Source organism: Rhodococcus sp. T2V, assembly GCF_029269925.1.
Lineage (GTDB): Bacteria > Actinomycetota > Actinomycetes > Mycobacteriales > Mycobacteriaceae > Rhodococcus_F > Rhodococcus_F koreensis.
Map to the genome: position 1 here is coordinate 1 of NZ_JARJBD010000161.1, position 11,636 is coordinate 11,636.

The 11,636-nt window shown below is 67.7% G+C and carries 11 protein-coding genes; 3 read left to right on the forward strand and 8 right to left on the reverse strand.

Going from position 1 to position 11,636, the window contains the following annotated elements; all coding sequences use genetic code 11:
* From P3H15_RS51105 to iolC, 8 genes are all read right to left on the reverse strand, one after another.
* A partial coding sequence (locus tag P3H15_RS51105; protein ID WP_276144338.1) for an aldehyde dehydrogenase family protein occupies positions 1–203 on the reverse strand: 203 nt, incomplete at its 3' end.
* An 11-nt stretch (positions 204–214) separates the two neighbouring features.
* Positions 215–1,087 carry a sugar phosphate isomerase/epimerase family protein gene (locus P3H15_RS51110; protein ID WP_276144339.1) on the reverse strand — a complete coding sequence of 291 codons (873 nt, stop codon included), beginning with the start codon at positions 1,085–1,087 and terminating at the stop codon, positions 215–217.
* Between the two features lie 5 nt (positions 1,088–1,092).
* Complete coding sequence (locus P3H15_RS51115) at positions 1,093–2,193, reverse strand: Gfo/Idh/MocA family protein (RefSeq protein WP_276144340.1); 1,101 nt, start codon at positions 2,191–2,193, stop codon at positions 1,093–1,095.
* A gap of 26 nt (positions 2,194–2,219) precedes the next feature.
* Positions 2,220–3,125, reverse strand: a complete 906-nt coding sequence (locus tag P3H15_RS51120) for a sugar phosphate isomerase/epimerase (RefSeq protein ID WP_072947093.1) — start codon at positions 3,123–3,125, stop codon at positions 2,220–2,222.
* 36 nt (positions 3,126–3,161) lie between these two features.
* Positions 3,162–5,120 (reverse strand): 3D-(3,5/4)-trihydroxycyclohexane-1,2-dione acylhydrolase (decyclizing), encoded by a 1,959-nt coding sequence (gene iolD, locus P3H15_RS51125; RefSeq protein ID WP_276144341.1) that lies wholly within the window; start codon positions 5,118–5,120, stop codon positions 3,162–3,164.
* Positions 5,117–6,013: a 5-deoxy-glucuronate isomerase gene (gene iolB / locus P3H15_RS51130; RefSeq protein WP_276144342.1), complete on the reverse strand. Its 897-nt coding sequence runs from the start codon at positions 6,011–6,013 to the stop codon at positions 5,117–5,119. Before iolB ends, iolD begins: the two co-directional genes overlap by 4 nt.
* A 21-nt stretch (positions 6,014–6,034) precedes the next feature.
* Positions 6,035–6,934 (reverse strand): aldolase, encoded by a 900-nt coding sequence (locus tag P3H15_RS51135; RefSeq protein WP_276144343.1) that lies wholly within the window; start codon positions 6,932–6,934, stop codon positions 6,035–6,037.
* Positions 6,927–7,916: a 5-dehydro-2-deoxygluconokinase gene (gene iolC / locus P3H15_RS51140; protein ID WP_072947096.1), complete on the reverse strand. Its 990-nt coding sequence runs from the start codon at positions 7,914–7,916 to the stop codon at positions 6,927–6,929. Before iolC ends, P3H15_RS51135 begins: the two co-directional genes overlap by 8 nt.
* A 203-nt stretch (positions 7,917–8,119) precedes the next feature.
* On the opposite strand from iolC, the gene P3H15_RS51145 reads away from it, so the two are divergent.
* The 3 genes from P3H15_RS51145 (at position 8,120) to P3H15_RS51155 (ending at position 11,437) form a co-directional block, all read left to right on the forward strand.
* Positions 8,120–8,857: a GntR family transcriptional regulator gene (locus P3H15_RS51145; protein WP_072947097.1), complete on the forward strand. Its 738-nt coding sequence runs from the start codon at positions 8,120–8,122 to the stop codon at positions 8,855–8,857.
* 31 nt (positions 8,858–8,888) lie between these two features.
* On the forward strand, positions 8,889–10,250 hold the full coding sequence (locus P3H15_RS51150) for an MFS transporter (protein ID WP_276144344.1): 1,362 nt from the start codon (positions 8,889–8,891) through the stop codon (positions 10,248–10,250).
* A gap of 188 nt (positions 10,251–10,438) precedes the next feature.
* Positions 10,439–11,437 carry a substrate-binding domain-containing protein gene (locus P3H15_RS51155; RefSeq protein WP_276144345.1) on the forward strand — a complete coding sequence of 333 codons (999 nt, stop codon included), beginning with the start codon at positions 10,439–10,441 and terminating at the stop codon, positions 11,435–11,437.
* The last annotated feature ends 199 nt before the right edge of the window (positions 11,438–11,636 follow it).

Sequence of the window (11,636 nt, forward strand, 5' to 3'; positions counted from 1 at the left end):
GCGAGGGAGGTGTCGCGCCAGGTGGGGAAGGCGGCGGCGGCGGCGTCGATGACGGCGCGGGCGTCCTCGACGCTGGCGAGGGCGACCTGACCGGTGACGGCGCCGGTGGCCGGGTTGGTGACGGGGGCGGTGTTGCCGCTGGTGCCGGCGAAGGTCTTGCCGTCGGACCAGTGTGCGATCTCGCGAGTGATGTTGGTGCTCATGTGTTGTCCTTTCACCGCGTGCGCGCGATGTAATCCTTCATGGTCTTCAGTTGGTAGCGGGAGACGTCGTGTGCGTTCTCGTCCTCGGCGAAAACGCTGGACACCATCACCGTGTCGGGTTTGTCGTAGAAGCCGAGTTCGCCGAGACCGCCGAAGAATTCGTCCCAGTCGAGGTCGCCGTCGCCGATCTTGAGGTGCTGGTGCACGCGCACCGGGTTGCCGGGCGGGTTGGTGATGTACCGGAGTCCGTGCGAGCGATGGTGATCCATCGTGTCCGCGACGTGAACGAGCCGGAGCATGTCGCCCGCCGTGCGCATGATCTCGAGCATCCCGGCGCCCATGTGATAGCTGTGGCACGCGACGAACACGAGTCCGAAGTTCTTGGAGTTGATGCCACGGATCATGCGGATGGCGTCCAGGCCGTTCTCCACGAAGTCGTCCGGGTGCGGATCGATGCGAACGTCGATGCCTTCACGCTCGATGATGGGGACGAGTTCCTCCATCGACCGGTAGAAGGCGCGCTCCGACTCCTCGGCCTTCTCCGGCCGGCCGCTGAACTCGGTGTTCATCACGTTCACACCGAGGTCGACGGTGATCTGGATGGCGCGCTTCCAGTACCGCACCGCCGCCTCGCGGGCGTCCTCGTCCGGGCCGGACCACCGCAGGACAGGCAACACCGAGGCGATGCCGACGCCGGCGTCGCTGCAGGCCTTGCGGAACTGACGGACCAGTTCGTCGTCGGCCTTCGGGTGGTTGAAGAAGGGGATCATGTCGCGGTGCGGCGTGAGCTGCAGGTGTTCGAAGCCGAGTTCCGCGACGACAGCCGGCAATTCGAGCAGCGAGTGGTCGTGGTGGAACGGGGTGGGATCGAGTGCGATCTTCATGGTGATCAGGCTCCCGGTCCGATGGGTCGCTCCGCAGGCTCCGCTCCCGGAATGGAGGAACGGTCGACCATTTCGACGGTGACGCGCTCGCCCGTCTCCAGTGACTGCACGCCGGCCGCGCACACGGCGGCGGCGGCGTAGCCGTCCCACGCGCCGGGGCCGTCGACGTAGTTACCCGTCTCCGCGCCCGTGCGGACGGCGTTCACCCACCGCTGGATCTCGACGTCGTACGCCTGGCCGAAGCGTTCCTTGAACGACGGGGTGATCTCTCCGCCGTACATGCCGGCACCCGAGCGGCCGGTGCCCGCGCCGGTGCCGTACTTGCGGACCAGTCCGACGTCGAGGCCGATGAACGCCGAACCCTTCTCGGCGACGATCTCGGTGCGCACCTCGTAGGCGACACCGGTGGTCACGAACAGCTCGACGTCGACGTGACGACCGGACTCGGTGCTGAAGAACGCGATCTGCGGGTCCTGAAGTCCCTCGGGCGCACCGGGATTCGCGGCGGGCCTGAGGACGTGGACCGACGTGATCTCCTCGTCGAACAGGAAGCGGGTGACATCCACCTCGTGGACCAGCGAATCCTTGACGATCATCGAGCTGTCGAAGCTCGGCGGCACCACCGGGTTGCGGTGCACGCAGTGGGCGAGGAGTACCCGCCCGAACACGCCGTCGTCGATGAGGGACTTCAGCTGCTCGTACTCGTGGTCGAAGCGCCGCATGAAGCCGACCTGGATCAGCTTCTTGCCGAGCTCGGCTTCCGCCTTGACGATCTCGAGGGACGTGGCGACATCGGTGGTCAGCGGCTTCTCACACATCACCGGCTTGCCGTGCTCGAGGCAGGCCAGGAGCTGCTTCTCGTGTGTCGGACCGGGGGTGGCCAGGACGACCGCGTCGACACCGGGGTCGGCGATCGCGTCGAGCGGGTCGTTGACCACGCGGCACCCGGGGATGCCGGCCGCGATCTCCTCGGCCTTCTCGGTGAAGTAGTCGTTGACGACGGCGACGGTCGCACCCTTGATGCGGTCGGTGATCCGCGCGACGTGGTCGGCGCCCATCATTCCGACACCCAGGACGGCGATACGCAGGTCGTTGCTTCCGGACATAGCTGACTAGCTCCTGACGTAGTCGGTTAGACGAACTTGACGGACGGGATCCCGCAGGATCCCAGGTACTTGCGGGTGCGCTGGGCGATCGGGAGCGGCACGTCCACGGCGCAGGGGTAGAGATCCTGCTCGACGATCGCGAACACGTCGATGTCGAGCTTCTCGATCGCGGCGAGCAGCGGCGGCAGGTCGGGGATGCCGAGCGGGGGCTCGATCATCGCGCCGAGCTTGACGGCCTCGCCGAACGGCAGGTCCTCGGCCTCGACCTTGGCGCGAACCTCGGGATCGACCTGCTTGAGGTGCAGGTAGCCGATCCGTTCGGGGGCCCGCTCGATGATCGCGAGGTTGTCGCCGCCGCAGTAGCTGATGTGGCCGGTGTCGAGGCAGAGGTTCACGAATTCGCTGTCAGTGCCGTCGAGGAAGCGGTACACGTTCTCCTCGGTGTCGACGTGGCTGTCGGCGTGCGGGTGGTACTGCGCCTTGACGCCGTACTGCTCGAACATCTTCTTGCCCAGCTCGTTCATGCCGCCGGTCTTCTTCTTCCACTGCTCCGCGGTGAGGTTGCGGTCCTCGAGTACCTCGCCGGTGCCCGGGTCGCGCCACATCTCCGGGATCACGACCACGTGCTTGCCGCCGACGGCGGCGGTCAGCTTCGCGACGTCCTCGATCTGGGTCCACACGGCATCCCAGGAGTCGTCCTGGTGGAGGTGCTCGAAGACGGTGCCCGCCGACAGCTTCAGATTGTGGGCGGCCAGTTCGTCGCGGAGTTGCTGCGGGTCGGTGGGCAGGTAGCCGTACGGCCCCAGCTCGATCCACTCGTAGCCGGATGCGGACACCTCGTCGAGGAACCGGCCGTAGGGGGTCTGCTGCGGGTCTTCCGGGAACCACACGCCCCAGGAGTCGGGGGCCGATCCGACGCGAATGACGCTCATCGGGAAATCCTTTCGAAAGTTCTGCTTGGGGGCGGGTCAGTTGCCGGACGGGCGGAGGAACGGACGCTGGATCTTCTTCCACTGCGCGTACGTCTCGTACGCGTTCTGCGTGGACTCGAGCGTGCTGGTCGAGCTGACCGGGACGTCCCACCAGGATTCACTGTCCGGGGCGGCGATCCGGGGGTCCGTCTCGACGTGGATGACGGTGGTCGTGTCGCTCGCCTTCGCTACCTTGACGGCGTCGGCGAACTCGGCGGCCGTGTTCGCGCGGATCACGTCGGCGCCGAGGCTCGCCGCGTTGGCCGCCAGATCGACGGGCAGGATGTCGCCGTCGAGCCGGCCGTTGTCACCCCGGTAGCGGTAGTCGGTGCCGAACCGCTGGGAGCCGAGCGACTCCGACAGCGACCCGATGGAGGCGAACCCGTGATTCTGCACGAGGACCACGATGACCTTCACGTTCTCCTGCACGGCCGTGACGAGTTCGGTCGCCATCATCAGGTAGGAACCGTCGCCGACCATGATGAACACGTCGCGGTCGGGGCACGCCATCTTGGCGCCGATACCACCGGCGACCTCGTAGCCCATGCAGGAGAAGCCGTACTCGACGTGGTAACCCTTCGAGTCCCGGGTGCGCCACAGCTTGTGCAGATCGCCGGGCATCGAACCGGCGGCGCACACCACCACGTCGCGCGGATCCGACAGCGTGTTGGCGAGGCCGATGACCTGGTTCTGGTTCAGGCCGAGCGAGTCGTCGTCGATCTTGTAGACCGCGTCGACGGTGGACTCCCAGTGCGCCGCGAGTTCTGCCGTGCGCGCACGGTACTCGTCGGAAACCCGGTAGCCGTCCAGTGCCTCGGCGAGGGCCTCGAGTGTCTCGCGGGCATCCGCGACGACGCTGACGCCGCCCTGCTTCACCGAGTCGATCGACGCCACGTTGATGTTGACGAACCGCACGTCGGGGTTGTTGAACGCGGTGCGCGACGCCGTGGTGAAGTCGCTGTACCGGGTTCCGATGCCGATGATCACGTCGGCCTCGGTGGCGAGGGCATTGGCCGCCGTCGTGCCCGTCGAGCCGATCGCCCCGACCGACTGCGGGTGGTCGTACGGCAGCGAACCCTTGCCGGCCTGACTCTGGCCGACGGGAATGCCCGTCGACTCGACGAACGAGGCGAGCGTGTCGGTGGCGCCGGAGTAGATGAGGCCACCGCCCGCGACGATCAGCGGCTTCTTCGCCGACCGGATGACGTCCGCGGCCCGCGCGATCGCCGACTTCTCGGGGAGCGGCCGGGCGACGTGCCACGTGCGCTCGGCGAACATCGACTCGGGCCAGTCGAACGCCTCCGCCTGCACGTCCTGCGGGATGGCGACGGTGGCCGCGCCCGTCTCGACGGGGTCGGTCAGCACGCGCATCGCGCCGAGCAGCGCCGAAGGCAACTGCGCGGGCCGCCACACCCGGTCGAAGTAGCGCGACAGCGGCTTGAACGCGTCGTTGACGGTGACGTCCCCACTCGACGGCAGTTCGAGTTCCTGCAGCACCGGTGCGCTCGCGCGGGTGGCGAACGTGTCGGCGGGCAGCAGCAGGACGGGCAGCCGGTTGATGGTGGCGAGCGCCGCACCGGTCAGCATGTTGGTCGAGCCGGGGCCGACGCTGGCCGACACGGCCCAGGTCTGCAGGCGATCCTTCTGGCGTGCGTATGCGACCGCGCTGTGCACCATCGCCTGCTCGTTACGGCCGAGGACGTACGGCAGCTCCGGTTCGGTGCCGGCCTCGACGGCGTCGATCTCGGCCTGCAGCAGCGCCTGACCGAGACCGGCGACGTTGCCGTGACCGAAGATGCCGAAGCAGCCGGCGAAGAACTTGGTGCGTTCGCCGTCCCGCTCGACGTACTGGCTGGCGAGGAATCGGATGGTCGCCTGAGCCACCGTGAGGTGGACGGTGCCCTCGGCGTTGGGGTTCTTGCTCGCCGACATCGGCGCGGTGGACACCACGGTCATGCTCCTTCGGACGGTGCGTGGAGGGGGAGGCGGGGATCGACGGTCTGGTGTTCCCAGCTGCCGCGCAGCCAGGTGTGTGCCGGGTCGTCGCAGATGTTCCAGGAACGTTCTTCACCCGGCCCGGCCATCACGTTCAGGTAGTACATGTGATGTCCGGGGGCGGCGATCGACGGTCCGTGGTAGCCGTGCGGGACGAGGACCACGTCGCCGGATCGCACTTCTTCGAGCACCTCGATGGGCCGCTCGGGAGTGCCGTACACACGATGGTAGCCGAATCCGGTGCCGCCGAAATCCACTGCGGTGTCGCCGGCTTCGGCGATCTCGAAGTAGTAGATCTCCTCGAGCTGGGATTCGACGTCGCTGTTCTCGTCATGCTTGTGGCTCGGGTACGACGACCAGTTGCCGCCGGGCGTGATGACCTCGCACGCGATGATCGAGTCGGCCTCGAATCGGTCGGCGGTGCCGAAGTTGTGCACCTGCCGGCTGCAGTTGCCCGCGCCGCGCAGTTCGACGGACACGTCCGCGGCCGGAACGTACCGGAACGGGAACTTCTGCCGGGCGCGGGCGCCGCACAGTGCGAAACGACCACCGGTCGTGCTCGCCACCGCGTAGGCGGAGTCCCGTCCCACGTAGGCGAAGTCGCTCGGCCCGTCGAACACGGACCGGCGCCCGGTGAGCGCGAACTCGGTGCCGTCACTGGACACCGACGCCGACCCGGCCAGCGGCACGACGATGATCTCGTCGTCGCCGGTGGTGAGTTCGGCCGACCCGCCGGGTGCCAGGGTGAGCACCCGGAGGCTCGATTCCGTCCAGCCCGCCGACTCGGGGGTGACCTCGAGGTCGAACGGCCCGGTGGCCGCGGAACCGACCGGAACGTAGTACTTGCTGTTCATCGTGGGCCTCTCCGGCGTGCGTCAGTGAACGAGGGATACGGCGGTGTCGACCGCGGCGGCGACGTCCTCGTCCCGCGGGTACAGCAGGGTGCGTCCGACGATCAGGCCGCGGACCGACGGCAGTGCGAGAGCCTTCGCCCAGCTCGCGAACGTCTCCTCGGGGGCCGTCTGCGGGTCTCCGCCGAGCAGCAGCGTGGGGAGCGTCGTCGCGTCCATGACGCGTTCCATCTCGTCGACCACCGGAAGCTTCATCCAGGTGTAGGCGGACGTGGAGCCCAGTCCTTGGCTGATGTGGATGGACTTGATCACGGCGTCGGCGCTGAGATCGTTCTTGACCTTGCCGTCGACCCGCCGCGACAGGAACGGTTCCACCATCGCCATCAGCCCGGCCGCGGCCAGCGAATCGACGGCCTCCGCGCAGGCGGTGAGGGTGGAGAGGGTGCCCGGATCGTCGAGGTCGATGCGGCACAGCATCTTTCCGCCGTTCATGCCGGCCTTCGCGGTGCCCGCAGCGCTGTAGCCGGTCATCCGGTCGTCGAGTTCGAAGCTGGCGCCTGCCAGGCCGCCGCGGTTCATCGACGAGATGACCACCTTGTCGTCCAGTGCGCCGAGCAGCACCAGATCGTCGAGGATGTCGGCGGTGGCGAGCACGCCGTCCACGCCGGGATTGCGCAGCGCGGTGCGGAGGCGGTCGAGGAGGTCGGTGCGACTGTTCATCGCGGTCGGGCGGTCGCCGACCGACAGCGCGCCGCGGGCGGGGTGGTCGGCGGCGACGATCATGAGCCGGCCGTTGCCGCGCACCGTGGGCCGGGCGATGCGGGTCGCCCAGGCGCGGTCGATGGCGGCCGGATCACTGGCGCGTACCTCGGTGACGTCGGCGTAGGACGCGCAGGCTGCGCGGTGAGCGAGAGTTTCAGACATTGACAGCCTCCGAAGCGGTGGATTCGGCGAGCTCACGGACCTCGTCGGCCGTCGGCATCGCGGTGGAGCATTCGAGCCGGGAAGCGACGATCGCCCCCGCGGCGTTGGCGTAGCGCAGGATCTTCTCGAGCGGCCACCCGGCGAGCAGGCCGTGGCACAGCGACCCGCCGAAGCTGTCGCCGGCGCCCAGGCCGTTGACGACGTCGACCTCGTTGGGCGGCACCGTGATGGACTGCGTGCGGGTCTTGCCGAGCACACCCTTGGGGCCCTGCTTGACGATGGCCAGTTCGACGCCGAGGTCGAGCAACGCATCGGCGGCCTTGTGCGCGTTGGTCTCGCCGACTGCGATCTCGCACTCCTCGCGGTTGCCGACCGCGACGGTGACGTGCTGGAGGGCACGCTGCACCTGCGCGGTGGCATCGGCGGGAGAGGACCAGAACATCGGGCGGTAGTCGAGGTCGAGAACGGTGTGGCTGCGACGTCCGCGTGCCTCCCAGGCGGCGAAATGTGCACTGCGGCTGGGCTCTTCGGACAGTCCTGTGACGGTCGACCAGTACAGCTTCGCGTCGCGGACCGCGTCGAGGTCGAGGTCTGCGGGCTTCACCTGCAGGTCCGGGGCGACCGGCTTGCGGTAGAAGTACAGCGGGAAGTCGTCCGGCGGGAAGATCTCGCAGAACGTGACGGGGGTCGGGTGGTCGGTGTCGATGCCGACGTACCGGTTGTCGACGCCGAGATCGGTGAGTGCGGTGCGGACGTAGCGTCCGAACGGATCGTTGCCGACGCCCGAGATGAGAGCGCTGCGGCAGCCGAGGCGCGCGGCGGCGACGGCGACGTTGGCGGCGCTTCCGCCGAGGAACTTGCCGAACGTCTCGACGTGCTCGAGTCCGACGCCGGTCTGCAATGGGTAGATGTCCACACCGCAGCGCCCGATGGCGAGGACGTCCAATCCGTTCCGGTTGGGTTGCGTCTGGTTGGTGGTCAAGGCTGACTCCCGAATAGGTCGTTGTGGGTGGTCTGCGCAGGGCGCCGAGGTCTGGTTGAAACTGTGCTCCACATCACCGGCTCCTGTCAAGACTTTGTCCTGACATTATTACTTGAAGTCAATCTGGTGTTAGTGTTCGCATACACTGCCGGAAAGATCGGCGGCGGCGGACGTCGCCACGCGCACGAGGATCGGAGTTGTCCGTGGGTGCACCACTCGCAGTCGAGCTCGACAGATCGAGCCCGGTTCCGCTGTATTTCCAGCTCGCGCAGACGATCGAGAACGCGATCATCGGCGGGGAACTCGCGCCCGGCGACCGCTTCGAGAACGAACTGGCGCTCGCCAAACGACTGAACCTGTCGCGCCCGACCACGCGCCGCGCCATCCAGGAACTCGTCGACAAGGGGTTGCTCGTCCGCAAACGCGGTGTCGGCACGCAGGTCGTGCAGAGTGCCGTGCACCGGCCGGTCGAGCTCACCAGTCTCTTCGACGACCTCGCCCGCGCCGGGCAGAGCCCGACCACCAAACTCCTCGACTATCAGGTCGCCGTGCCTGCCGAGGACGTGGCCGCCGAACTCAACCTGCAACCCGGCAGCGAGGTCGCGTCCATCCGGCGCCTCCGCAGCACCAACGGCGAACCACTCGCGCTGATGACCAACCACATCCCGGTGGATCTCGCGCCGGACCCCGACGAACTCGAGGCGCACGGCCTCTACCACGCACTCCGCGCCCGCGGCGTGCACATTCGCCTCGCCCGGCAACGCATCGGCGCGAAGGCGGCGAGCAAGGCGGAGGCGTCACTCCTCGACGAGAAGACCGGGGCGCCGCTGCTCACGATGAACCGGACCGCGTTCGACGACTCGGGAAGCGCCGTCGAGTTCGGCAGCCACTGCTACCGGGCGTCGCGGTACTACTTCGACACCACCGTTGTCGATCGTTAGAACGGGGCGTGCGACGTCGTTCCCCCGGGGAATGGCCCTGCTGGTGGCGGGCGCCCTCTTCATGGAGATCCTCGACGCCACCATCATCGCCCCCGCCGTCCCGCTGATCGCGGACTCCTTTGGCGTCGACCCCGTCGACGTCAACATCGCGATCTCCGCCTACCTGGTCACGGTCGCTGTCCTCATCCCCGCGAGCGGGTGGGTGGCCGACCGGTTCGGGACCCGCCGCGTGTTCGTGGCCGCCATCACCGTGTTCACCCTGGCGTCCATCGGGTGCGCCGCGAGCGTGTCGTTGCCGATGCTCGTCGCGATGCGGGTGCTGCAGGGAGTCGGCGGCGCCATGATGGTGCCGGTCGGACGGCTCGCGGTGCTGCGATCGAGCACAAAGAGCGATCTCGTCCGTGCGATAGCCCTGCTCACGTGGCCCGCGCTCGCCGCGCCCGTCATCGCCCCCCTGCTCGGCGGCGCGATCGCCACGGTGGGCTCGTGGCGGTGGATCTTCGTCATCAACATTCCCATCGGCGTCCTCGGAATCCTGCTGTCGCTCAAGCTGGTTCACGGGGCCGGCTCGCGGTCGGCGAGGAGGCTGGACTGGCGGGGCCTGCTCGGGGTCGGAACGGGAATCGCGGCGGCGCTGATCGCCCTGGAAAGCATCCGCGTGACGGGCACCGACTGGCGCCGGGTCGCGGTCGGGGGAGTGATCGCCGTCGTCCTGCTGGTCGCGTCCGCGGTCCATCTCGTCCGCACTCCGCACCCACTCGTCGACGTCCGCGTGCTGCGCGTCCGGACGCTGCGCACCACCGTCACGGGGGGTTCGCTCTACCGCCTGATCGTGACGGCCGTGCCGTTCCTGCTGCCGCTGCAGTTCCAACTCGGCTTCGGCTGGACGCCGTTTCTCGCGGGCCTGCTCGTCGCCGCGCTGTTCGCAGGAAACATCGCGATCAAACCCTTCACGACGCCGCTGATGCGGCGCTTCGGCATCAGGCCGATCCTGCTGGTCAACGCGCTGCTGTCGGTGGGCTGCTTCGGGATGCTCGCCGCACTGAGTTCGTCGACCCCGATGCCCGTCATCGCCGCGGTCCTGTTCGTGAGCGGAGCCCTGCGTTCGGTCGGATTCACCGCGTACAACAGTCTTGCGTTCTCCGACGTCGATCGCGCCGACCTCACGCACGCGAACACTCTCAACGCCGCGGTGCAGGAACTGGCAGCCGGCCTCGGGATCGCACTCGCGGCTCTCGCGCTCACCGCGTTCACGCCGTTGGCGACGTCGTCCGAGCACGGGTTCGGATCCGAATATTCCTGGACCTTCGTCCTTTTGGGCCTTCTGATGCTCGGCACGGTCGTCGACACGCTGCGTCTGCCGCGCGACGCAGGGGCGTCGGTCACGCGCTGATCGCGTCCCCTTCTTTCGGCATTGTCGCTCGATTTCCGAGCCGACAGCGGCGATGCGTGCGCCCGCGCATTTGATATGTGGTCCTAATGTCCAGACAAACTATTGACTTTCCGGTGTGACGCGTATTACATCTAAGGCACACGGCCAAGACGTCAACGAGCCGTTCGTCCCCCCGAGAGGAAAAACAGATGAACTTCCCCAATCGGCGTCGCGTGGCAGTGCTGGCCTGCGCGAGTGCTCTGGTGATGAGCCTCGCGGCGTGCTCGAGCACCGGCGGCAAGCCGGACAGCAGCGGCTCCGGGATCGGCGCGGGCAGCGCCGACACCCCTCGTATCACGATCGCGATGGTCACCCACGCGGCACCGGGCGACACGTTCTGGGACCTGATCCGCACCGGCGCGCAGGACGCCGCCGACAAGGACAACGTCGAACTGAAGTACTCCTCCGATCCGCAGGCCCCCAACCAGGCCAACCTCGTGCAGACGGCGATCGACTCCAAGGTCGACGGTCTCGCACTCACCCTCGCCACCCCCGAAGCGATGGCACCCGCAGTCAAGAGCGCGCAGGACGCGGGTATCCCGATCTCCGCGTTCAACGCCGGATACGGCGCGTGGAAGGACATGGGCGTCGCCCAGTACTTCGGGCAGGACGAGACCATCGCCGGCCAGGCGGCGGGCAACCGGCTGAACGACGACGGCGTCAAGCACGTCATCTGCGTCATTCAGCAGCAGGGGCAGGTTCAGCTCGAATCCCGTTGCGCCGGTGTCAAGCAGACGTTCCGCGGCACGTTCGAGACGCTCAACGTCAACGGCGAGGACATGCCGTCGGTGAACTCGACGATCGCCGCCAAGCTCCAGCAGGACCCGTCCATCGACGGCGTGCTCGCGCTCGGCGCGCCGATCGCCCTCACTGCCGTCCAGTCCGTCGGTAATGCGGGCAGCCCCGCCAAGGTCTTCACGTTCGACACCAACGCCGCGCTCGTCGACGCCATCTCCGACGGCAGCGTGCAGTGGGCGATCGACCAGCAGCCGTACCTGCAGGGCTACCTGGCCATCGATTCGCTGTGGCTCTACCTGAACAACGGCAACGTCATCGGCGGCGGCGGGCCCACGCTGACCGGGCCGTCGTTCATCGACAAGACCAACATCGACAAGGTCGCCGAGTACGCCAAGGCCGGCACCCGCTGACCGGCGGTCGATTCACATGACAGGACACACGATCCGGACCCCGGTGGGTCCATCTCTCGCACACACAATCACCGACACCATCGACCCGGTCGCAGGACCGGCCGGCACCGCACAACGCTGAGATCCACCGGCGCGGAGAGGAAATCATGTCCACACAGCAAGATCTGGACCTTGCCAGTCACAAGGTCGTCCACGACGA

What these genes read in the sequence shown, in the direction of transcription:
- P3H15_RS51110 (WP_276144339.1), bottom strand. Translation starts at nt 1,087, where the DNA reads ATGAAGATCGCACTCGATCCCACCCCGTTCCACCACGACCACTCGCTG.
- P3H15_RS51115 (WP_276144340.1), bottom strand. Translation starts at nt 2,193, where the DNA reads ATGTCCGGAAGCAACGACCTGCGTATCGCCGTCCTGGGTGTCGGAATG.
- P3H15_RS51120 (WP_072947093.1), bottom strand. Translation starts at nt 3,125, where the DNA reads ATGAGCGTCATTCGCGTCGGATCGGCCCCCGACTCCTGGGGCGTGTGG.
- iolD (WP_276144341.1), bottom strand. Translation starts at nt 5,120, where the DNA reads ATGACCGTGGTGTCCACCGCGCCGATGTCGGCGAGCAAGAACCCCAAC.
- iolB (WP_276144342.1), bottom strand. Translation starts at nt 6,013, where the DNA reads ATGAACAGCAAGTACTACGTTCCGGTCGGTTCCGCGGCCACCGGGCCG.
- P3H15_RS51135 (WP_276144343.1), bottom strand. Translation starts at nt 6,934, where the DNA reads ATGTCTGAAACTCTCGCTCACCGCGCAGCCTGCGCGTCCTACGCCGAC.
- P3H15_RS51150 (WP_276144344.1), top strand. Translation starts at nt 8,889, where the DNA reads ATGGCCCTGCTGGTGGCGGGCGCCCTCTTCATGGAGATCCTCGACGCC.
- P3H15_RS51155 (WP_276144345.1), top strand. Translation starts at nt 10,439, where the DNA reads ATGAACTTCCCCAATCGGCGTCGCGTGGCAGTGCTGGCCTGCGCGAGT.